The 20,522-nt window shown below is 71.1% G+C and carries 26 protein-coding genes; 15 read left to right on the forward strand and 11 right to left on the reverse strand.

Annotation, left to right across the window (positions count from 1 at the left end; translation table 11 throughout):
• Window positions 1-224: 224 nt before the first annotated feature.
• The gene (locus tag ABD120_RS16280; RefSeq protein WP_343950727.1) at window positions 225-605 is read right to left on the reverse strand and encodes a hypothetical protein; all 381 of its coding nucleotides are present in this window, start codon (window positions 603-605) and stop codon (window positions 225-227) included.
• Between the two features lie 149 nt (window positions 606-754).
• Here ABD120_RS16280 and hemW point away from each other — a divergent pair, with 149 nt between their 5' ends.
• Together hemW and ABD120_RS16290 are read left to right on the forward strand one after the other, a co-directional pair.
• Complete coding sequence (hemW, locus tag ABD120_RS16285; RefSeq protein WP_343950728.1) at window positions 755-1,972, forward strand: radical SAM family heme chaperone HemW; 1,218 nt, start codon at window positions 755-757, stop codon at window positions 1,970-1,972.
• A gap of 9 nt (window positions 1,973-1,981) precedes the next feature.
• On the forward strand, window positions 1,982-2,323 hold the full coding sequence (locus ABD120_RS16290) for a winged helix-turn-helix transcriptional regulator (RefSeq protein WP_343950729.1): 342 nt from the start codon (window positions 1,982-1,984) through the stop codon (window positions 2,321-2,323).
• On the opposite strand, the gene ABD120_RS16295 is transcribed toward ABD120_RS16290, so the two are convergent.
• The 5 genes from ABD120_RS16295 to ABD120_RS16315 form a co-directional block, all read right to left on the reverse strand.
• The gene (locus tag ABD120_RS16295) at window positions 2,320-2,670 is read right to left on the reverse strand and encodes a hypothetical protein (protein WP_343950730.1); all 351 of its coding nucleotides are present in this window, start codon (window positions 2,668-2,670) and stop codon (window positions 2,320-2,322) included. The genes ABD120_RS16290 and ABD120_RS16295 overlap by 4 nt on opposite strands.
• A complete protein-coding gene (locus ABD120_RS16300) occupies window positions 2,667-4,259 on the reverse strand; it encodes a hypothetical protein (protein ID WP_343950731.1) in 1,593 nt (530 codons plus the stop codon). Before ABD120_RS16300 ends, ABD120_RS16295 begins: the two co-directional genes overlap by 4 nt.
• A gap of 70 nt (window positions 4,260-4,329) precedes the next feature.
• Window positions 4,330-4,815, reverse strand: a complete 486-nt coding sequence (locus ABD120_RS16305; RefSeq protein ID WP_343950732.1) for a DUF4870 domain-containing protein — start codon at window positions 4,813-4,815, stop codon at window positions 4,330-4,332.
• Window positions 4,812-5,621: a DUF3097 domain-containing protein gene (locus ABD120_RS16310; RefSeq protein WP_343950733.1), complete on the reverse strand. Its 810-nt coding sequence runs from the start codon at window positions 5,619-5,621 to the stop codon at window positions 4,812-4,814. Before ABD120_RS16310 ends, ABD120_RS16305 begins: the two co-directional genes overlap by 4 nt.
• A 17-nt stretch (window positions 5,622-5,638) precedes the next feature.
• Window positions 5,639-6,475 carry a hypothetical protein gene (locus ABD120_RS16315; RefSeq protein ID WP_343950734.1) on the reverse strand — a complete coding sequence of 279 codons (837 nt, stop codon included), beginning with the start codon at window positions 6,473-6,475 and terminating at the stop codon, window positions 5,639-5,641.
• A gap of 144 nt (window positions 6,476-6,619) precedes the next feature.
• On the opposite strand from ABD120_RS16315, the gene hrcA reads away from it, so the two are divergent.
• The 3 genes from hrcA to ABD120_RS16330 all read left to right on the forward strand — a co-directional run bounded on the left by hrcA (window position 6,620) and on the right by ABD120_RS16330 (window position 9,615).
• Window positions 6,620-7,630 carry a heat-inducible transcriptional repressor HrcA gene (gene hrcA / locus ABD120_RS16320; protein WP_343950735.1) on the forward strand — a complete coding sequence of 337 codons (1,011 nt, stop codon included), beginning with the start codon at window positions 6,620-6,622 and terminating at the stop codon, window positions 7,628-7,630.
• An 11-nt stretch (window positions 7,631-7,641) separates the two neighbouring features.
• Window positions 7,642-8,781: a molecular chaperone DnaJ gene (gene dnaJ, locus ABD120_RS16325; protein ID WP_343950736.1), complete on the forward strand. Its 1,140-nt coding sequence runs from the start codon at window positions 7,642-7,644 to the stop codon at window positions 8,779-8,781.
• A gap of 108 nt (window positions 8,782-8,889) precedes the next feature.
• Window positions 8,890-9,615 (forward strand): 16S rRNA (uracil(1498)-N(3))-methyltransferase, encoded by a 726-nt coding sequence (locus ABD120_RS16330; RefSeq protein WP_343950737.1) that lies wholly within the window; start codon window positions 8,890-8,892, stop codon window positions 9,613-9,615.
• 1 nt (window position 9,616) lies between these two features.
• Here the strand turns inward: ABD120_RS16330 and ABD120_RS16335 are convergent, their stop codons facing one another.
• Window positions 9,617-10,270: a hypothetical protein gene (locus tag ABD120_RS16335; protein WP_343950738.1), complete on the reverse strand. Its 654-nt coding sequence runs from the start codon at window positions 10,268-10,270 to the stop codon at window positions 9,617-9,619.
• Window positions 10,267-10,746 carry a SigE family RNA polymerase sigma factor gene (locus ABD120_RS16340; protein WP_343950903.1) on the reverse strand — a complete coding sequence of 160 codons (480 nt, stop codon included), beginning with the start codon at window positions 10,744-10,746 and terminating at the stop codon, window positions 10,267-10,269. The genes ABD120_RS16335 and ABD120_RS16340 overlap by 4 nt, the downstream gene beginning before the upstream one ends.
• Window positions 10,747-11,044: 298 nt before the next feature.
• Here ABD120_RS16340 and ABD120_RS16345 point away from each other — a divergent pair, with 298 nt between their 5' ends.
• From ABD120_RS16345 to era, 8 genes are all read left to right on the forward strand, one after another.
• Window positions 11,045-11,389 carry a histidine triad nucleotide-binding protein gene (locus tag ABD120_RS16345; protein WP_343950739.1) on the forward strand — a complete coding sequence of 115 codons (345 nt, stop codon included), beginning with the start codon at window positions 11,045-11,047 and terminating at the stop codon, window positions 11,387-11,389.
• 92 nt (window positions 11,390-11,481) lie between these two features.
• Window positions 11,482-12,519 carry a PhoH family protein gene (locus tag ABD120_RS16350; RefSeq protein WP_343950740.1) on the forward strand — a complete coding sequence of 346 codons (1,038 nt, stop codon included), beginning with the start codon at window positions 11,482-11,484 and terminating at the stop codon, window positions 12,517-12,519.
• Window positions 12,516-12,992 carry an rRNA maturation RNase YbeY gene (gene ybeY / locus ABD120_RS16355; RefSeq protein ID WP_343950741.1) on the forward strand — a complete coding sequence of 159 codons (477 nt, stop codon included), beginning with the start codon at window positions 12,516-12,518 and terminating at the stop codon, window positions 12,990-12,992. The genes ABD120_RS16350 and ybeY overlap by 4 nt, the downstream gene beginning before the upstream one ends.
• Window positions 12,989-14,254: a hemolysin family protein gene (locus ABD120_RS16360; RefSeq protein WP_343950742.1), complete on the forward strand. Its 1,266-nt coding sequence runs from the start codon at window positions 12,989-12,991 to the stop codon at window positions 14,252-14,254. Before ybeY ends, ABD120_RS16360 begins: the two co-directional genes overlap by 4 nt.
• A 657-nt stretch (window positions 14,255-14,911) precedes the next feature.
• Window positions 14,912-15,568: a hypothetical protein gene (locus ABD120_RS16365; protein ID WP_343950743.1), complete on the forward strand. Its 657-nt coding sequence runs from the start codon at window positions 14,912-14,914 to the stop codon at window positions 15,566-15,568.
• 6 nt (window positions 15,569-15,574) lie between these two features.
• On the forward strand, window positions 15,575-15,895 hold the full coding sequence (locus ABD120_RS16370; RefSeq protein WP_343950744.1) for a cytidine deaminase: 321 nt from the start codon (window positions 15,575-15,577) through the stop codon (window positions 15,893-15,895).
• 1 nt (window position 15,896) lies between these two features.
• A complete protein-coding gene (locus ABD120_RS16375; RefSeq protein WP_343950745.1) occupies window positions 15,897-16,373 on the forward strand; it encodes an NUDIX domain-containing protein in 477 nt (158 codons plus the stop codon).
• An 18-nt stretch (window positions 16,374-16,391) separates the two neighbouring features.
• Complete coding sequence (gene era, locus ABD120_RS16380; RefSeq protein ID WP_343950746.1) at window positions 16,392-17,300, forward strand: GTPase Era; 909 nt, start codon at window positions 16,392-16,394, stop codon at window positions 17,298-17,300.
• A gap of 12 nt (window positions 17,301-17,312) precedes the next feature.
• On the opposite strand, the gene ABD120_RS16385 is transcribed toward era, so the two are convergent.
• Entirely contained in the window at window positions 17,313-17,795 is a 483-nt protein-coding gene (locus ABD120_RS16385; RefSeq protein ID WP_343950747.1) for a hypothetical protein, read from the reverse strand.
• A 210-nt stretch (window positions 17,796-18,005) separates the two neighbouring features.
• Between ABD120_RS16385 and ABD120_RS16390 the strand changes: the two genes are divergently transcribed.
• Window positions 18,006-18,836, forward strand: coding sequence for a helix-turn-helix domain-containing protein (locus ABD120_RS16390; RefSeq protein WP_343950748.1), 831 nt, complete (start codon window positions 18,006-18,008; stop codon window positions 18,834-18,836).
• Complete coding sequence (locus tag ABD120_RS16395; protein ID WP_343950749.1) at window positions 18,821-19,048, forward strand: DUF397 domain-containing protein; 228 nt, start codon at window positions 18,821-18,823, stop codon at window positions 19,046-19,048. Before ABD120_RS16390 ends, ABD120_RS16395 begins: the two co-directional genes overlap by 16 nt.
• Window positions 19,049-19,135: 87 nt before the next feature.
• Here the strand turns inward: ABD120_RS16395 and ABD120_RS16400 are convergent, their stop codons facing one another.
• Complete coding sequence (locus ABD120_RS16400; RefSeq protein ID WP_343950750.1) at window positions 19,136-19,855, reverse strand: urease accessory protein UreD; 720 nt, start codon at window positions 19,853-19,855, stop codon at window positions 19,136-19,138.
• Between the two features lie 8 nt (window positions 19,856-19,863).
• Window positions 19,864-20,514: an urease accessory protein UreG gene (gene ureG / locus ABD120_RS16405; RefSeq protein WP_343950751.1), complete on the reverse strand. Its 651-nt coding sequence runs from the start codon at window positions 20,512-20,514 to the stop codon at window positions 19,864-19,866.
• Between the last annotated feature and the right edge of the window lie 8 nt (window positions 20,515-20,522).

Here is a 20,522-nt window from a genome sequence, read left to right on the forward strand (position 1 = left end):
CGGCAGGCGCCGCCTGAACAGCAGCAGCCCGCCGAGGAACAGCCCGAGTGGTATCAGCCCGTTCCACGGCTGGTGAACGCCGGCCGCCAGACCGCCGGTGACCGTGCCGATCAGGGTGATGAGGGCGAACGCCGCGTCGAGCAGCCGCGCCGAGTGGCGGACCGGTGCGGGCGCACGCTGGGGGACGGATGCGGCCGTGAGCCCTCATTCTCCTGTCAGGGGACTCAGACGTGGGTGACCAGGAGGGTGACGCCCACCTCGCCGCCGCAGTCCACGAAGACCGGGCCCACCCCGTTGCCGACGGTGCGGGAGAGCGTCGCCTTCGCCGTGAAGCCCTTGGGGTCGTCGGAGACGATGCGGATGTTCTCCAGCGTCGGCCTCGTCGTCATGCCGCCGATCACCCGCACGAGCTTCCGGCCGCCCCCGCAGTGGCCGGTGATCGTGATCTCCTGGCCGCGCTCGGTGGTGGGGTTGGGGCCGACCTGGACCACGGCCCGCGCGCCCTTCGGCGGCTGCTGCCCGGTCTGCGCGACGGCGCTTCCCGGGCCGAGGGCGCCGACGGCGAGGGCGGCTCCGGCGATCACCGCGATCGTTCTGGTACGCATGTGCTGTCACCTTTCGTCGTTGTCGGCACAGACGCTAGGCCGGGCGGTGGCCCGCGCACATCGTCCCCGTGGGGTGACTCCGCCCTGCACCACGGGGTCTACGGGCTGCACCGAACGCTGTAGGTCCCGGGAGGGGGCACACTGGGAGGGTGCCTTCCGTATTGCCTGATGGGGACCCGGTTCCCGTTTCCGGGGAACTGCCCGCTTCCGCCCTCGACGGTCTCGGCGAACGGGCGTTCGGGTTCTACGTCCATGTGCCGTTCTGCGTGACCCGGTGCGGCTACTGCGACTTCAACACCTACACCGCCGCCGAACTGGGGCCGGGCGCCTCGCACCGCGACTACGCCGACACGGCCGTCGCCGAGGTGCGGATGGCCAGGCGGGTGCTCGGGCGCCCGGTTCCCGTCGAGACCGTGTTCTTCGGCGGCGGCACCCCCACCCTGCTGCCCGCGGACGACCTCGGGCGCATCCTGCGGGCGATCGACGAGGAGTTCGGGCTGGCGCCGGGCGCTGAGGTCACGACCGAGGCCAATCCCGAGTCCGTCGACCCGGACTATCTTGAGCGGCTGCGCGGGCACGGCTTCAACCGGATCAGTTTCGGCATGCAGAGCGCCAGGGAGCACGTGCTCGACGTGCTCGATCGCCGCCACACGCCCGGCCGCCCGGCGCAGGCCGTACGCGAGGCGAGGAGCGCCGGGTTCGCGCACGTCAACCTCGACCTGATCTACGGCACCCCCGGTGAGAGCGACGACGACTGGCGGGCGTCGCTGGAGGCGGCGGTCGAGGCCGCGCCCGACCACGTGTCCGCCTACTCCCTCATCGTCGAGGACGGCACCAGGCTCGCGGCCCGCATCCGGCGCGGCGAACTGCCGATGCCGGACGACGACGTGGCGGCCGACCGCTACCTGATCGCCGACGAACTGCTGGAGAAGGCCGGGTTCCGGTGGTACGAGGTGTCCAACTGGGCGAGCACCGAGCAGGGCCGCTGCCGCCACAACCTGCTCTACTGGACCGGCGGCGACTGGTGGGCCGCCGGGCCGGGCGCCCACAGCCATGTCGGCGGCACCCGGTGGTGGAACGTCAAGCACCCGGCCGCGTACGCCAGGCGGCTGGCGGACGGCCACTCGCCCGCCCACGCTCGCGAGGTGCTCAGCGACGCCGACCGGCGGGTGGAGCGGTTGATGCTTGAGCTGCGCCTCGACTCCGGGTTCCCGCTGGCCGACATCGAGCCGGACGCCCGGCCGGTGGTGGCGCGGGCACTGGGCGACGGACTGCTGGAGACCGAGGCGTTCAAGGCGGGCCGGATGGTCCTCACCCTGGGTGGGCGCCTGCTGGCCGACGCTCTGGTCCGCGACCTGACCGCGTAGGCTGGCACGATGGCGATCGTACGCAGGCCCGGGGCCTACATCTGCGGAGTCGACGCCGCGATGGACGTGATCGGCGGCAAGTGGAAGGTCCTGATCCTCTGGGCGCTCGATGAGCGGGCGTGCCGCTTCGGTGAGCTGCGCAGGGGACTGCCCGGCGTGACCGAGAAGGTGCTCACCGCCCAGCTGCGGGAACTGGAGCTGGACGGCATCGTGCACCGCGAGGTGTACGACACGGTGCCGCCGCACGTCGAGTACTCACTGACGCCGGTCGGCGTCTCGCTCAACGCGGCGCTGGGGCCGCTCGGCGAGTGGGGCAGAGAACACGTCCTCGGCCCCGGGTACGCGGGCTAGAGCAGCGCCGCCAGTTCGGCGATGGGGGCCAGGGCCGAGGCCAGCGCGGTCACCGGGGCCAGCCGCAGGGCGAGGCGGTCGAGGGCGGCGGTGATCCGCTCTCGGTCGCGCCCGCCGGGCGGGGTCTGCGCCTCGGAGAGGAGTTCGCGCAGGTCACGGCGGGCGTGCCGGGCCTCGGGCAGCGACTCCTCGTGCTCGTCCACGCGGTCGAGCAGGTCTTCCACCAGCGCCCGCAGCGACGATGCGGTGCCCTGGTGGAAGACGGCGCCCTGACCGCCGATGCTGGAGCCGGTGAACGTGCCGCCGGTGATGACGACGCCGTGGTTGTCGCCCTGCGGGAGGCTCACGCCGCCTCCCCTGCGGTGACCTTGGCGCCCTGGCCGCCGATGGCGACGCCGGAGAAGGTGCCGCCGTTGACCACGGTGCCGTTGTTGATGACGGCCGCGACCTGCTGCCGGTAGGCGGTGGTGTCGACGTCGTGCAGGTCGAGGTAGTCGAGCACGGCGTTGTTGAGGCGCTCTTCGACCAGCTTGGCGTACTTGAAGGCGTCGAGCCGTTCCAGGAACGTGGTGATCTCGCGCTCGGCGCCCAGTTCGCGCAGGCTCACCTCGGCGCCGAAGTCGAAGACCACGAAGTCGGCCGGATCCTTCACGGTGCGCAGCGCCACGAGGCCGCCGCGCACCAGCCGCACCGGCGCGGCGACCAGGTCGCGGGCGAGTTGCAGCGGCGCCCTGGTGAGGGTGGTGAGCAGCAGCGCCGGGCCCGCCTCCTTGGGCAGTTCGTCGACGACCCGGTGGGCGGCGCGGACCGGTGGCAGCGCCATGACGATGAACTCGGTGTAGAGCATCCGGCCCTCGATGGCCAGGTGGATGAAGATCGAGACGGTGGTGTCGCGGTCGGTGGCGGGCAGCACCTGGTTGCCGTGCCGGTCGGTGACGGCCGCGCCGCCGGTGCCGACGACGATCCACCGGTAGTGGCGGGCCCCCGACTGCGGGTTGCGGATGATCGCGTGGAGCGCGTCGTGGTCGAGATGGTGGCGGGGGCGGCCGTCCTGCAGCAGCGGGTGCGTGCCGTGGAGCTGGTTGAGCAGCCCCTCGGCGACGACGTGGTCGAGGATGTCCAGGTCGACGGGCATGCCGGGGGCGGCCTCGAAGCGCATCTGCTCCAGCCGGTCGCCGACGTACTCGTGCAGTTCGACGGCGTCCACCTCCGACAGTTCGCGCTCGTAGGTGCCCTTGCGGCGGTCGAGTTCGGCGGCGATGGTCCAGGCGCGTACGAGGTGCCCGGCGCCGATGAAGGGGTTCTCGCCCGAGTAGAGCGTGAGGTTGCCCTTCTGGGCCGCGTCGACCTCCCCCATCCGGGTGGAGGGGTCGGCTTCCGGGTGGGTGGCGCCGGGCCGCAGCCGCTCGGCCAGGATGCGGTAGACGCGCATCCGGTAGGCGAGGACGGTGCCCGCCGCCGCGAGCAGCATGACCGGCCCGAGCCAGGCCACCCCGGAGGAGTCCTCGTCGTACGAGGAGGAGGAGGCGGCCATGAGCGCCGCGAAGCCGATGCCCGCGCCCATCAGGGCGACCCCGGCCGCGCCGGCGGTCGCGAGGAGCCGCCCGGTGCTCCTGCGGGCCGCCATGGGGCCGCCGGGGTGGGAGGCGAGCACGCCGAGGCCCGCGAGCACCGCGATCCACGGGAAGACGCCGGTGAACCCGAACAGCAGGGCCAGCACCAGCATCGCCGTCACCGCCGCGTCTCTGACGGTCAGCAGCGAGCGGGCGTACAGGCAGTGCCGCAGCACGGGCACGAGGTCGAAACCGCCCACGGACGGCGCGACCGAGCGGTGCCGCTGGTCGAGCAGCGAGCCGAGGGCGCGGTCGCGGAAGGCGGGGTCCAGGTAGGCGGCGGCCGCCAGGTACCTGGTGGTGTTGCGCAGGCGTGCGTCCATGCACCCATCGTCGCTCTCCGAGAGCGACGATAAACGGAGAGTAATGAGATTGTGATGCCGGGTAACGGGATCAGGTGATCATCCGGATGCTGACGGGATAACGGTAGGCGGCGCCCCTGTTGGCGGCGACGGCCGCCTGGATGTGGAAGACGAGCGAGAACACGAACACGATCGGCAACAGCAGCAGGCCGATCAGCACGATGCTCAGCAGCACCGCCACCAGGTAGGCGATGAACATGGTGAGCTGGAAGTTCAGCGCCTCCGCCGCCTGCCTGCGGATGTACGGCGACTCGTCCTTCTTGGTCAGGTAGATGACGAGGGGGCCGACCCACCCGCTGACCAGGCCGAGCAGGTGGGCCAGCATCGCGAGGGTGGTGTCGTCCGTGCCGGGGCGCGGGCCGTCGTGGAACGGCATGGGCCGGCCGTGAGCCGGGGGCGGGGGATAGGCGCCCGGCCCGTACGGGTACGTCTCGTACGGCCCGCTGGGCAACTGTCCGTAGGGGTACTGCGGCGGCACCCCTCCGGTCGCGTCATGGGGTGGCTGGGGATGGCTCACGGGACCTCCGTCACGAAGTCGATGAGTTCCTCGACCCGGCCGAGCAGTTCGGGTTCGAGATCGGCGTAGGTGGACACCGCGCCCAGGATGCGCCGCCACGCCTCGGCGGGCTCCACGCGCCAGCCCAGCGCGGCGATCACGCCTTCCTTCCACGGCACCCCGCGCGGGACCTCCGGCCAGGCCGGGATGCCGAGCACGGCGGGCTTGACCGCCTGCCACACGTCCACGTACGGATGGCCCGCGACGAGCACGTGGGGTGAGGCGATCCGCGCGGCGATCCGGCTCTCCTTGGACCCGGGCACCAGGTGGTCGACCAGGACGCCGAGCCGTCTGCCCGCTCCAGGCTCGAACTCGGCCACGATGGCGGGCAGGTCGTCGACGCCCTCCAGGTACTCGACGACGACGCCCTCGACCCGCAGGTCGTGGCCCCAGATGCGCTCGACGAGGGCGGCGTCGTGGACGCCCTCGACGTAGATGCGGCTCTCGCGGGCGACGCGGGCGCGCAGCCCTTCGACCGCGACGGAGCCGGAGGCGCTGCGGCGCGGACCGGAGGACGCGGCGGGGGCGGGCCGTACGAGGGTGACCGCTCTGCCGTCCAGCAGGAACGCGGCGGGCGCCAGGGGGAACAGGCGGCGCCTGCCGAAGCGGTCCTCCAGCGTCACGGCCTCCTTGTCGCAGGCGACCACGGCGCCGCAGAAGCCGCTGTCGGCGTCCTCGACCACGAGGTCCGCCTCGGCGGGCACCTGTGGGATCTTGCCCTTGCCGGGACGCCGCCAGTTACCCGCCAGTACATCGCCGTCGTACACACGGGGACCGTAGCAAATCACCCGCCCGCCGCGAGGCGCCTGCGGTGGGCGTTGCGGCGGACCACCACGACGACGTTGACGGCGGCGCCGACGACGATGCCGGTCATCGGCAGGATCACCATCGCGGCGAGCCCGCCGAAGAAGCCGCCCGCTCCGGCCGCGAGGCTGCGGCCCAGCCCGAACCTGGTCCGCACCTGCTCCTGGACGGTGCACACGATCGGATAGTCGCCCTTGGCGGGGACGTTGACCAGGGCGATCATGGCCCAGGTCACCCCGTCGGAGGTGAGCGTCTGGTCGCTGGTCGTGACCAGCCTGCCGTCCTTGCCGATCCGGCACTCCCAGGTGAGGCGGCCGGTGTTCTGGACGTACAGGGCGGGCTGCTCGCCGGGGTCGATCGTGAGCGTGACCGACTCGCCGGGCGCGAACGTCCTGGAGGGCGCCGAGTCGACGAGGCCGCCCACGGTGCCGGTGACGAACAGGGCGATCCCGGTGATCACGCAGACGGCCGCGACCGCCCAGCCGGCCGCGATCCACCACAGGGGCGGGCGCACCTGCGCGGGTGGCGGGCCCCCGTATTGGGCCCCGTATTGGGCCCCGTACTGCGGGCCGCCGTGCGGGGGATGGGGGTAGGGGTGCTGGGGGCCGCCGGGCGGCCCGTACGGCGGCGGCGGTGGCCCGCCGGGGTGGCCGAAGGGGGTCTGGGGGCCGCTCGGAGGCCCGTACGGCGGCTGGGGGGCGCCGGGTGGGTCATAGGGCCGGGGCCCGCCGGGAGGGACGTGGGGGCCGGGTGGCGGGCCGTAGGGCGGCTGCGGCGGTTGCTGCCAACCCTGGCCCTGCCGGAAATCGTCACTCATATCCGTCAAGTGTGGTGCAGTGGATCGTGAGCCGCCAGCACGAGAGTTATCGCACCTTGTGGGCGGGAGCCGTACACTTGGCACTCGGGACCACAGAGTGCTAGATCTGGCGTTTCTGTAAGGGAAGAGGCAGGAGGTGCGCACGTGCTCGACGACCGTAAGCTCGCGGTCCTGCGGGCCATTGTCGAGGACTACGTGTCCACCAACGAACCGGTGGGCTCGAAGGCGCTGGCCGAACGTCACAATCTCAAAGTCTCCCCGGCGACGGTGCGCAACGACATGGCCGCGCTGGAGGAGGAGGGCTACATCACCCAGCCGCACACCAGCGCGGGCCGGGTGCCGACCGACAAGGGTTATCGGCTCTTCGTCGACCGGCTCTCGCAGGTGAAGCCGCTGTCGGCGGCCGAGCGCAGGGCCATCGAGACCTTCCTCGCCGGCGCGGTCGACCTCGACGACGTGGTCACCCGCACGGTCCGCCTGCTGGCACAGCTGACCAGGCAGGTCGCGGTGGTGCAGTACCCCGCGCTGGCCCGCTCGACGGTCCGGCACGTCGAACTCGTCCACCTGAGCGACCGGCGCGTGATGCTGGTCGTCATCACCAACACCGGCCGCGTCGAGCAGCGTGTGGTCGAACTCCCCGAGATCGTGGACGACCAGCGCATCGCGCACCTGCGCGCGGTGCTCAACGCCACCCTCGACGGGTGCGGCCTCGCGGCCGTGCCCGACCTGGTGGCCGACCTTCCCGAACGGCTGGCCGCGGAAGACCGCCCCGCTGCGGCCACCATCCTGTCCGTGCTTCTTGAGACGCTCGTCGAGCGTCACGACGAGAAGATCGTGTTCGCGGGCGCGGCCAACCTGGCCGGCGCCGACTTCACCACCGGCCTGCGCGACGTTCTCGAGGCCCTGGAGGAGCAGGTGGTGCTCATGCGCCTGCTCGGCGAGACATCGGACATCCCGGCCGCGCTCACGGTGCGGATCGGGGCGGAAAACCCGTACCTTCACGGCACGTCGATCGTCGCCACCGGATACGGTTCTGGCGACAGGCAACTGGCTCGGCTGGGCGTCCTCGGCCCCACGAGGATGGACTACCCGGTGACGATGGGCGCCGTGCGCGCAGTGGCACGCTACGTCAGCCAGATTCTGGCTGCTTCCTAAGAGGTCGATAAGTGGCAAACAGCGACTATTACAGCATCCTCGGGGTGCGGCGAGACGCCGGTCAGGACGAGATCAAGAAGGCGTACCGCCGGTTGGCCCGCGAGCTGCACCCTGATGTGAACCCCGATCCCGAGACGCAGGAGCGTTTCAAGGAGATCACGCAGGCGTACGAGGTGCTGTCCGACCCGAGCAAGCGCCAGATGTACGACCTCGGCGGCGACCCCTTCGGAGGGGCCGGTGCCGGGGCGGGCGCGGGCGGGTTCGCGGCGGGCTTCCCCTTCAGCGACATCATGGACGCCTTCTTCGGGCAGGCCGGCGGCGGGCGCGGACCGCGCTCGCGGGCCAGGCGCGGGCGCAACGCGACGATCCGCGTCGAACTCGACCTCAACGAGACCGCCTTCGGCACCACGCGCGAGCTGATCGTGGACACCGCCGTGGTGTGCGAGGTCTGCCACGGCGCGGGCGCCGCGCCGGGCACCCATCCGGACACCTGCGACATGTGCGGCGGGCGTGGAGAGGTCTCGCAGGTCACGCGGTCCTTCCTGGGCCAGGTCATGACCTCGCGGCCGTGCCCGCAGTGCCAGGGCTTCGGCACCCTCATCCGCACGCCGTGCCAGGAGTGCTCCGGCGACGGCCGGGTGCGTACCCGGCGGACGATCAAGGTTCGCATCCCGGCGGGAGTCGAGGACGGCACCCACATCCAGCTCGCCGGGGAGGGCGAGGTCGGTCCCGGCGGCGGCCCGCCCGGCGACCTGTTCCTTGAGATCGTCGAGCGCCCGCACGAGATCTTCGAGCGGCGCGGCGACGACCTGCACTGCACGGTGCAGATCCCGATGACGGCCGCCGCGCTCGGCACGGTGCTGTCGGTGGAGACCCTCGACGGCACCGAGCAGGTGGACGTGCGGCCGGGCACGCAGTCCGGGCAGGTCATCTCGATGTTCGGGCGGGGGGTGCAGCGGCTCAACGAGTCGGGGCGCGGCGACCTGCTCATCCATGTGAACGTGGAGACGCCGCTGCGGCTGGAGCCGCAGCAGGAGGAACTGCTGCGGGAACTCGCCAAGCTGCGGGGAGAGGAGCGTCCGCCGGGAAAGTTCGCCCCGGGGCAGCAGGGCTTCTTCTCCCGCCTGCGTGACGCGTTCAACGGCCGTTGACCGATCATCCATTACGGCCCGGCCGACCTGCCGCCACCCGCCGCAGTACGGCGGGTGGCGGCGGGGCGGGCGGGCCGTATCGATGACGATGGTTCTACTGGGGGAAGCGTGAGCGTGCCGGTGTTTCTCGTGGACGCGGTGGCGGAGGCGCACGCGGTGCTGGAGGGGCCAGAGGGGCGGCACGCGGCGGCGGTCCGCCGGATCCGCCCCGGTGAGCGCGTCGACCTGACCGACGGCGCGGGCGCCGTCGGCGAGTGCGTCGTCCGCGAGACGCTGAAGGACGGGCTCGTCCTCGACGTCCTCAGGCGCTACACCGTGCCCGCCCCCGCGCCGCGCATCGTCGTCGTCCAGGCACTGCCCAAGGGAGACAGGGGCGAGCTGGCCGTCGAGATGATGACCGAGGTCGGCGTGGACGTGATCGTCCCCTGGGCGGCCTCGCGCAGCATCACCCAGTGGCGCGGCGACAAGGCGGCCAAGGCGCTCGGCAAGTGGCGCGCGACCGCCCGGGAGGCGGGCAAGCAGGCGCGGCGCTTCCACCGGGCCGAGGTGGCCGAGCTCGCCACCACCCGCGACGTCGTCCGGCTCGCGGAGCAGGCGGCGCTGGCGCTGGTGCTGCACGAGGCGGCCGCGCGGCCGCTGGCCCGGGTCGAGCTGCCGGGGAGCGGCGACATCATGATGATCGTCGGGCCGGAGGGCGGGGTCGCGGAGACGGAGCTCGCGGCGTTCACTGAGGCGGGGGCGGTGCCCGCGCTGCTGGGTCCCACGGTGCTGCGCACCTCCACGGCGGGGGTGGCGGCGGCGGCCGTGCTGCAGGCCAGGACCGGGCGCTGGTAGCTCAGCCCGGCATGGTGCTGGGGATGCCGGTGTCGTTGAGCAGAGTGGGGCCGGACTCCTCGGCCGGGCACTCCTCGGCGGGGCAGCTCGGCGTGACCGGCGGGGTCTCGCTGGGCGTGGGCGACGTGGAGGGGGTGCGGGTCGGGCACTCGCTCGCGCCGGCCTCGCTCTCGGTGCTGTTCTTGGCAGAGGACGCGCTGGGACAGGGCGTCGGCGTCGGCGTCGGGGTGGGCGTGGGTGTGGGCGTCGGTTTGGACACGGACCTGGTCGACTCCGCCGTCTGCTCGGCCTCCACCGGGGTCTTCGGCGCGGTCACGTGCGGGACGGCGGGCTCGGACCTCGGGATGGAGGACGGCCCGGGCGGCCGGTTGGTCGACTCGCTGCTCGGCTGGCTGGTCTCGGACCGTACGTCGCGGATGCGGGTGGTGACCTCGTCGCGCAGCGAGGGGACGACCATCACGATCGTGCCCGCGACCAGCACGGCGCTGGCCAGAGCGGCACCCGTCCGCCACCAGAACAGGCCGCGCGAGCCCTTCTGCTCGATGCGCGCGCGGATGATCTCCAGGCCCTCCGGGGAAGGCACGACCGCGTCCGCCTCCGCTCGGAGCACACGGCGCAGGACGTCGCCGTGCTCGTCGTCGGGGGACTGGGTCATGACATCTTCTCCAGGACAGATCGCAAGGCGGCCATGCCACGGGCGGTGTGGCTCTTGACCGCCCCCTTGCTGATGCCCATGGCGTGGGCGATCTCAGCCTCGGACAGATCGCCGTAATAGCGAAGGACGAGGGCCTCTCTCTGGCGGGTGGGCAGGGCGCGCAACGCGTCGATCACGGCGGAGCGTTCGAGCTCGCCTATCGCGCCGTTCTCGGCGCTCGGGGCGTCGGGCAGGCCCTTGGGAGCATACTTCTCGACGACCGCGCGATGCCGTAAGACGGACCGCGACCGGTTGACGACCGATTGCCGCAGGTAGGCCAGCGCCTTGTCGGGGTCGCGCAGCCTACGCCAGGCGCCGTGGACGGCCACGAACGTGTCCTGGACGACTTCCTCCGCGGTCGCGGTGTCGCGCACCAGCAACACAGCGAGACGCACCAATGACCGAAAGTGCGCACTGTAGAGCGCGGTTACGGCCATGTCGGCGTCCCACCCGACAGGCACCGCCCCCAGCGACCCGTCGGCCAGCAGGGTTTCGGTGGTCACCTCTAGAGGACGCTCGGCCTTCCCGAAGGGTTTACGCTCTTCCGGACTTGGAGGGGTTCCCGGATCATTGGGGTGCATTACCCAGTCGTGTCCTCGCCAGGTGGCCTCGCCCGAGCCTGAATCGTATTTTTTCGCGTGAAGTCTCGCACACCCACCTTAACCGTGGGGATCTTCCCTCGCACAACGCGAGGGATCACCGATTGGCAACGGGATGCCTCGATAGGGTACACGCGTGAGCGACTGCCTGTTCTGCAAGATCGTGGCCAAGGAGATCCCGGCCACGGTGGTCCACGAGACCGCCCGCACCCTCGCCTTCCGCGACGTCAACCCCCAGGCTCCCACGCACGTCCTGGTCGTCCCCAAGGGGCACTACGCCGACGCGGCCGAGCTGGCCCAGGCCGACGACGGCCTCGCCGACGACGTCCTGAAGGCCGCCCACGCGGTGGCCGTGCAGGAGGGGGTGGCCGAAACCGGCTACCGGGTGGTGTTCAACACCGGCGCGGGGGCGGGGCAGACCGTTTTCCACGTGCACGCCCACGTTCTCGGAGGGCGCACGATGACCTGGCCGCCCGGCTGATATTGCCGCGAGTGTTCGGGCCGGTCCCGGCTACGATGTGCGTAAGAGACACCATTCCAGACCGGGAGGCATCAGGCCCGAGGGCCTGTCCCATGTCCGAACTACACGAAACCCGAAGAACAGCACCACCCTCGCGCACGCAAGCCAAGGTGCTGATCCCGGACGAGTACCCGATGGTCAGCCTCCTGGGCTCCCGCGACGAGCTGCTGCGCGTCATCGAAGGCGCCTTCCGGGCCGACATCCACGTCCGGGGCAACGAGATCACCGTCACCGGCGGCCCCGACGAGAGCGGCGCGGTCGTGCGCCTGTTCGAGGAGCTCGTCGAGGTGCTGCGCAACGGCGGCGAGCTCACGCCCGACGCCGTCGAGCGCAGCATCGCGATGCTCCGCATGAGCTCGGAACGGCCCGCCGAGGTGCTCTCACTCGACATCCTGTCCTCCAGAGGCCGCACCATCCGCCCCAAGACCGCCAACCAGAAGCGGTACGTCGACGCGATCGACAGGCACACGGTCGTGTTCGGCATCGGCCCCGCGGGCACGGGCAAGACCTACCTGGCCATGGCCAAGGCGGTCAGGGCCCTGCAGGAGAAGAAGGTCAACCGGATCATCCTCACCCGCCCGGCCGTCGAGGCGGGAGAACGGCTCGGCTTCCTGCCCGGCACGCTCTACGAGAAGATCGACCCCTACCTGCGCCCGCTCTACGACGCGCTGCACGACATGCTCGACCCCGAGACCATCCCCAAGCTGATGGCGGCGGGCACCATCGAGGTCGCCCCGCTGGCGTACATGCGCGGCCGCACGCTCAACGACGCCTTCATCATCCTCGACGAGGCCCAGAACACCTCGCCTGAGCAGATGAAGATGTTCCTCACCCGGCTGGGCTTCGGCTCCAAGATCGTGGTGACCGGCGACGTGACGCAGGTCGACCTGCCCTCGGGCACCGAGAGCGGCCTGCGGGTGGTGCAGAGCATCCTGTCCGAGATCCGCGACATCCACTTCAGCAGGCTCACCAGCGCCGACGTCGTGCGCCACCGGCTCGTCAGCGACATCGTCGACGCCTACGGCCGCTACGACGTCCAGAAGCAGCAGGAACTCAAGTCCGTCAAGCAGCAGCGAGGGCCGCGCAGGTGAGCATCGAGATCAACAACGAGTCCGGCGACGAGGTCGACGAGGAGTCCCTCGTCGCCCTCGCCGGGCACGTGCTCGGCGAGATGGGCATCAACCCCCTCGCCGAGTTGTCCGTCGTCATCGTCGACGAGGGCACCATGGCCGACCTCCACGACAAGTGGATGGGCGAGCCCGGCCCCACCGACGTGCTCGCCTTCCCGATGGACGAGTTGCGGCCCGGCGGCGGCGCCAGAGGCGACGCCGAGGGCCCGGCGGATCCGGCGCTGCTCGGCGACGTCGTGCTGTGCCCGCCGGTGGCGGCGCGGCAGGCGAAGGAGGCGGGTCACTCGACCCGTGACGAGCTGGAGATGTTGTGCACGCACGGCATCCTCCACCTGCTCGGCTACGACCACGCCGAGCCCGAGGAACACAAGGAGATGTTCGGTCTGCAGGGCCGGCTTCTCACGTCGTGGAAAGAGGTGCGCACCCAGCGGTGAACGTCTGGTTGCCGCTGACCGTGGCCCTGGTGGTGATCGGAGGGCTGATCGCCAGCGCGGAGACCGCGCTGACGCGGATCTCCAGGGTCCGGGCGGAGGAGTACGTCCGCGAGGGGCGGCGCGGGGCCAAGCGGCTGCAGGAGATCGAGAACGATCCTGCCCGCTACCTCAACCTGCTCCTCCTGCTGAGACTCAGCTGCGAGCTGGTCGCCACGGTGATCACCACGCTGTTGTTCATCGACTACCTCGGCGACCAGGGCTGGGCCTACGTGGCGGCGGCCGGGGTGATGATCGTGGTCAGCTACGTGATCGTCGGCGTCATGCCGCGCACCCTGGGCCGCCAGCACGCCGAGCCGATCGCGCTGGCCAGCGCGCCGGTCGTCTACGGGCTGACCCGCATCTTCGGGCCGCTGCCCAAACTGCTCATCCTGCTCGGCAACGCCCTCACGCCCGGCAAGGGCTTTCGCGAGGGGCCGTTCACGTCGGAGGCCGAGCTGCGCGACCTGGTCGACCTGGCCGAGGAGCGCAGGGTCATCGAGCCGGACGAGCGCGAGATGATCCACTCGGTGTTCGAACTGGGTGACACGCTGGTGCGCGAGGTGATGGTGCCGCGCACCGACATGGTCTTCATCGAGCGGGGCAAGTCGCTCGACCAGGCGCTGTCGCTGCACCTGCGCAGCGGGTTCTCCCGGATCCCGGTGGTGGGGGACAACGAGGACGACATCGTCGGCATCGCCTACCTCAAGGACATCACCCGCCGCGTCCACGAGTCGCGCACCGGCAGGGAGAAGGTCGAGTCGATCATGCGTCCGGCGACGTACGTGCCGGAGAGCAAGCCGATCGACCAGCTCCTGCGGGAGATGCAGGCCAGGCAGATCCACCTGGCCGTGGTCATCGACGAGTACGGCGGCACGGCGGGGCTGGTCACGATCGAGGACGTCCTGGAGGAGATCGTCGGCGAGATCACCGACGAGTACGACCAGGAGGCGCCGCGCGTCGAGGAGATGCCAGACGGCGCGGTGCGGGTGACCGCGCGGATGCCGGTGGACGAACTGGGCGAACTGTTCGGCAAGGAGCTTGAGGTCGACGACGTCGAGACGGTGGGCGGGCTGCTGGCGCACGCGCTGGGGCGGGTGCCGATCGCGGGCTCGCAGGTGGAAGTGGCGGGCCTGCGCCTGACCGCCGAGAGCCTGGCCGGCCGCCGCAACCGGATCAGCACAGTGGTGGTCTCCCGCACCGACCGGCCCTCGGAGCCTGCCTGAACACCGCCTGGGTGTGTTTCTGAGCGCCTGGGCGGACGTTTCCGGGGCAGGTGTTTCTGAACACCCGCAGTGGTTACGGCCGGCCTCCGCCCACACCTCCCGCCGACTTGGGCCGACGGCCTCTCCGGCGCTCAGCCCCGCCCGCACTTCCCGCCGCGACGACGCCTTGCCACGCCCCGAGTCCGGTGGCGGTGACGCCCGCACGGGCTCGCGCCGTCGCGCCGGCATCGCGGGACAACCCAACCCCCCGACCCCAAGCTTCGGCGGCACGCAGACTCTGTCGGTTTATGGTGGCAAAAGGATCTTGGTGCGATTTATAGGGAAAAGTCATCAAGTGTCCTACAAGTCTTCTGCAACCGGAGTCCGCGAGTCTGTGTTCACGACACCCGGTGCGGTGGGTGTCGCGAAGGGACTGACCGGACGCCGGGTGGGGTTCGCGGCGCGAGGGAGAGTCCCCGGGGGGACGGCAACGGACCGGTCTGCTAGCCGATCGGACGTTGCACGGCGTCAAGGGTGTCTCCGCCTGGTAGCCCGGGCGGGGACACCCTTCGGCGTCTTTACACCCTCTTCGGAGAGAAATCCCGGTTGACCGCTTGTTGGTGACTCCGGTGGATTGCCGCATTCGCCTATGGGGGAGATCAGGCTCCGGGGGGAAGCATGAAACTGCGCATCATCGCCTGCGCGCTGCTCACGACCGGTCTCGGGGCAGGACTCGCCGGATGCGGCGGCGACTCCGGCACCGGCGCCCGTATCGACACCAGGACACAGGCCCGGCTCCAGGAGATCCTCAGCCGGAACCTGCGCCTGCCCGACGGCTTCACCGCCCGGCCGCAGGAGCCCTGGCGGGTGCCGTTCACCGCCCGCGACAAGCGCTGCAAGGCCCTGCTCGCCGTGGCAGGGGGCAAGGTGCCCAAGGAGGCGCTGACCGCCCAGGCCGCCGTCAGCTACCCCGGGCACGGGGTGGGCGAGACGGCGGGCGTGGCCCTGGCCACGTACGCGGGCGCGGGGGCGGAGACGCACCTCGACGACCTGGGCGCGGACCTGGCCGCCTGCCAGAAGGTGGCCGTCGGCGGGGGCACCAGGCTGAAGCTGCGCACCACGCCGGTGAAGGAGGTCGGCGACGAGGCGGTGGGCGGGCGGCTGCGGGGGCGGCTGAACGGTTTCCCGTACGCGCTGAACGTGCTGTTCGTGCGGGACGGTGACACGCTGCTGTCGCTGGTGCACACCGGGGTGAGCCCGGTCGATCTCAAACGCACCGAGCAACTCGCGCGCTCGGTGCTCAGCAGGGCACAGGAGGGCCAGGGCCTAACCTAGTCTGCTGTGACACTCGATCCTGAAGACAGCAAGCTGATCACGCTGGCCCGTGCCGCCAGGGCGCGCAACGAGGCGGCCGAGGGCGCCGCCGTGCGCGACGAGACCGGCCGCACCTACTCCGCCACGAACATCGCCCTGGAGTCCCTCACACTGTCGGCCGTGCAGGTGGCCGCCGCGATGGCCGTCTCCAGCGGGGCCCGCTCCCTGGAGGCCGCCGCCCTCGTCACGGCGGGAGAGGGGCCGAGCGCGGCCGACACGGCCGTGACCGGCGAACTCGGCGCCGGGGCGCTGCACGTGGCCGGGCCCGACGGCGTCCTGCGGAGCTGACATGCCGATGTCGCCCTACCTGGCCGGGCTACGGGCCGAGGTCGGCTCCCGGCTGCTGCTGTTGCCGTCGGTGACCGGCTGCGTGTTCGACGCCTCCGGCAGGCTGCTGCTGGCCAGGCACGGCGACGTGGGCCTGTGGGCCACCCCGGGCGGCGGCATCGACCCCGACGAGCGCCCGGAGGAGTGCGTCGTGCGTGAACTGCGCGAGGAGCTTTCGGTCGAGGTGGAGGTCAAGGGACTCATCGGCGTGTACGGCGGCCCGGAGTTCCGCACCCTCTACCCCAACGGCCACCAGGTCGCCTACGTCATCTCCGCCTTCGCCTGCGTGCTCGCGGGCGGCGAACCGGTCCCCGACGGGGACGAGATCAACGACCATGCCTGGGCCGCAGAGGCGGAACTCGGTACATACCGCCTGACCGCGTGGTCGCCGATCGTGCTCCCCGACGCGTACGCATGGTGGCGGCACCACCTGTCCTGATGGGTCACAATCGACTATGTGACTTCGCCTGACAGCCATCGCGCCGGATTCGCCTGCTTCGTGGGGAGGCCGAACGTCGGCAAGTCCACGCTCATGAACGCCCTGGTCGGAACGAAGGTGGCGATCACCTCCTCCAAGCCGCAGACCACCAGGCGGGCCATCAGAGGCATCGTGCACCGGCCCGACGCCCAACTCGTCATCGTCGACACGCCCGGCCTCCACCGGCCGCGCACCCTGCTGGGCGAGCGCCTGGACAGCCTGGTGCTGTCCACGCTCACCGAGGTGGACGTCATCGGCTTCTGCCTGCCCGCCGTCGACGCGATCGGCAAGGGCGACCGGTTCATCGCCGACAAGCTCGCCGCCGTCAAGAAGACGCCTGTCGTGGCCGTCGTCACCAAGTGCGACCTGGCGAGCAGGGAGCAGATCGCCGAGCAGCTTCTCGCCGTGCAGGAGCTGGGGGACTTCGCCGACATCGTGCCCGTCTCGGCCGCCTCCGGCGACAACCTCGACACGCTGTCCGACGTACTCATCCGGCACATGCCGCTGTCGCCGCCGCTGTACGAGGACGGGCGGCTCACGGACGAGCCCGAGCAGGTGCTGGTCGGCGAGCTGATCCGGGAGGCCGCGCTGGAGGGCGTGCGCGACGAGTTGCCGCACTCGATCGCGGTGGTCGTCGACGAGATGCTGGCCCGCGAGGACCGCGACGACCTGCTCGACATCTACGCCCACCTGTTCGTCGAACGGCCGTCGCAGAAGGCCATCATCATCGGGCACCGGGGCGAGCGGCTGCGCGACGTCGGCACCCGGGCACGCAAGCAGATCGAGGCGCTGCTGGGCACCCGCGTCTACCTCGACCTGCGTATCAGCGTGGCCAAGGACTGGCAGCGCGACCCCAAGCAGCTGCGGCGCCTGGGCTTCTTCGACTGAGACGGACGCCGGTCAGTCGCGGCGGGGAAGCAGTGAGAACAGGGCGAAGACCGTCGTCGCCACCGCTGCGGCCAGGGCGGCGAACCAGCCGTACTTCAGCGCCGGTTCGATGGTCAGGAAGTCGCCCAGCGCGACGGTGAGGCCCTTGCTGTGGCCGTCGGGGTTCGTCACGAACACCACCAGCAGCACCCCGGCGGCCAGGCCCGGGATCGCCGCGAGCGGGGTCAGCGGCAGCCGCGTCACCAGCGTGGCCAGGCCGAGCATCACGGCCAGGACACCCGAGAGCAGGGTGTAGACGCCGCAGGCGGCATCCACCCCGCGCAGGCTCTTGCCGATACCGGCGTCGATGAGGTCGCTGCGGGCTTCGAGCCCGGCCCAGGGCAGCGCCGCGCAGAACACCAGCAGGGCACCGGTCACGACCACCGCGAGCGCGTACCCCCTGCGCGGCTTGCGTTCCGCTCTCGCGGCCGGGCGAGGCGGAAAGTACTCGGCCACACCGCCACCATATGCCTGCTCGCCGCCACGCACCACCGTCCGCGCCCAAGGACCGGACCCTCAAAGGAAGAGCGCTGAGCGGAAAGCTCCGTTCCCGCCCCTCCCCACACGTATCCTCGAATGACTACCCTGTGTAGGTGTACGGCTACGACATCCGGCCCGTCTCCGCCGGTTGCCCTCGCATGTTGGACTGCGTTGAATGGAGTCGCGATGCCCCCCGCACGAGACCTCGACAGTGGCGCCAGCCCGCTCGCGTACTTCGGCGCCGAACTACGCCATCTCCGGGTCAAAGCCGGACTCTCCCAAGAGCAGGTGGGCGAGGCGGTCTTCTGCTCCGGCTCGCTCATCGGTCTCATCGAGAACGCCAAGAGATCTCCGTCGCCTGACCTGGCGAACCGGTGCGACGAACTGCTGAAGACCGGCGGCATGTTCAACCGGATGCTGCCGCTGCTCCGCTCCGCGAGTCACCCTTCGTGGTTCCAGAGCTGGGTCGAGGTCGAGCGGACGGCCCACTCGCTGCGCACCTGGGAACCGATCGTGGTGCCAGGGCTCCTTCAGACGAAGGACTACGCCTATGCGCTCTTCGCCCGCTATCCGGGCGTGACCCCAGAGAAGGCCGAGGCGTCGGCCATGGCTCGCGTCGAACGCCAGGCCATCCTGCACCAGGACGAGCCACCCCTGTTGTGGGCCGTCATCGACGAAGGTGTCCTGCACCGGCCCATCGCTCGACCCGAGGTCATGCGGGCACAGCTCGCGACGCTGCTGACGATGGCGCAGGCCCCCAACATCACCCTTCAGGTCGTTCCGCTGTCGGCGGGCACAAGCTGCGGCTTGGCGGCCGGATTCGTGATCGCGGGGGTTCGAGGGGGAGCCGATACCGTGTATCTGGATTCGGCGGCGGCAGGATACGTGACCGGTCGGCCGGACGACGTAGTGGGCATAACGCACATGTACGAGCAAATCCGCGCTGATGCTCTATCGGGCAAGGAGAGCGTCAGCCTCCTGGAGAAGGTGATGGATGACAGATGGGCGCAGACCTGAGCAACGTCGTGTGGCGCAAGGCGCTCCGTAGCACCGGTAACGGCGGTAACTGTGTGGAGGTTGCCGTGGTGGATGGGGCCAAGGAGGGCCACACCCGTCTGTTCGCGGTGCGAGACAGCAAGAGCCCGGATACGGCCCTGCTCTTCACTCCCGCCGAGTGGGAGGCGTTCCGGCTCGGTATGAAGGACGGCGAGTTCGACGACCTGAGCTGACCCCGGCTCAGCCGTCTCCGGTGCGTATGGTGCGTTCGCGGCCCCGCCGATCTTCTCCTGGCGGGGCCGCGGCTTTCCCGAGGGCTGTCAGGGCGCCGGATCGCGGGCCTGGGCGACGGCTTCGCCCCACAGCAGGCGCCGTCGCAGGGTGACCGTGTCGTCGGCCAGGGCGGATACCAGGGTTCCCGGTCCGGCGAGCGGCAGTACCGCGACCCCGTCGCCCACCACTGCCTCCTCGCCGTCGCAAGAGGTGATCAAGGTGGTGCCCAGGCAGCGGGAGGTTCCGTACACGGCCGGGGAAGCTGTGGTGGACGGGTCGCCGACCAGCAGGTCCTGGCGGAGCAGGGGGCGACCGGCCACGGTGGCGTCGAAGCGGGTACGGCACCGCCCGGCGGGCTCTCCGTGACGGCCGAGGACCAGTTCCTCACGCCACAGCACGCGGGCGGCAGGGGACTGCTCCAGCCGTACCAGCGAGCGGTGGACGGCTCCCGAGGCCAGGACGACCGGTTCCGGTGTGTACGTGAGCGACGCCTCCGCCCCCACCCGCGCCGTGACCCGCGACAGCGACTCGCCGGGCCCGGGCAGCACGAGGCTGCTGCCGATCGAGGCGAGTTCCAGCGTCGTGCCGGGGGCGAGGTCGAGGGCCAGGTCGAGGACGTCGCCGCCCAGCGGGCCCGCCGCGGTCGAGACCAGGTGCACGGTGTGCGGGCCGGTCTGGCGCAGCGTCAGCGGCGGGGCCGAGCGCAGTTCGGCGAAAATCGTGCGCCCGTGCTCCAGGACGGTCCTCACCACGGCCGCTGCGCGCATCGCGGGCCTCAGCGGGTCCAGGCGCGCAGTTCGCCGGTGACCCAGGTGGCCACGTCGGCGGCGCCCGCCGTACGGAGGGAGGTGAACATGACCGGGCGCTCCTCCCGCACCGCCGCCGCGTCGCGCGCCATCACCGACAGGTCGGCCCCGACCAGGGGCGCCAGGTCGGTCTTGTTGACCACGAGCAGGTCGGCGGCGGTGACGCCGGGGCCGCCCTTGCGCGGCACCTTGTCGCCGCCGGACACGTCGAGCACGAAGATCTGCCGGTCGGCGAGGCCCCTGCTGAACGTGGCCGTCAGGTTGTCGCCGCCGCTCTCCACGATGACCAGGTCCAGGGGACCGAAGCGGTGTTCGAGGGTCTCGACCGCGTCGAGGTTGGCGGCGATGTCGTCGCGGATGGCCGTGTGCGGGCAGCAGCCGGTCTCCACGGCGAGGATGCGGGCGGGATCCAGCACCCCTGCGGCGCGCAGGAAGTCGGCGTCCTCCGTCGTGTAGATGTCGTTGGTCACCACCCCCAGCCGCAGGTCCCGGCCGAGCGTGCGGCACAGAGCGGCGACCAGGGCGGTCTTGCCGCTGCCCACCGGCCCGCCGACGCCCAGCCGGAGGGCGCGGCCGCCGGTGCCCGGCGCGTGGTGACGGTCTTCGTGATGGGCGCCCATGGCGGGTC

It is taken from the genome of Nonomuraea longicatena, assembly GCF_039525605.1.
GTDB classification, from domain to species: domain Bacteria; phylum Actinomycetota; class Actinomycetes; order Streptosporangiales; family Streptosporangiaceae; genus Nonomuraea; species Nonomuraea longicatena.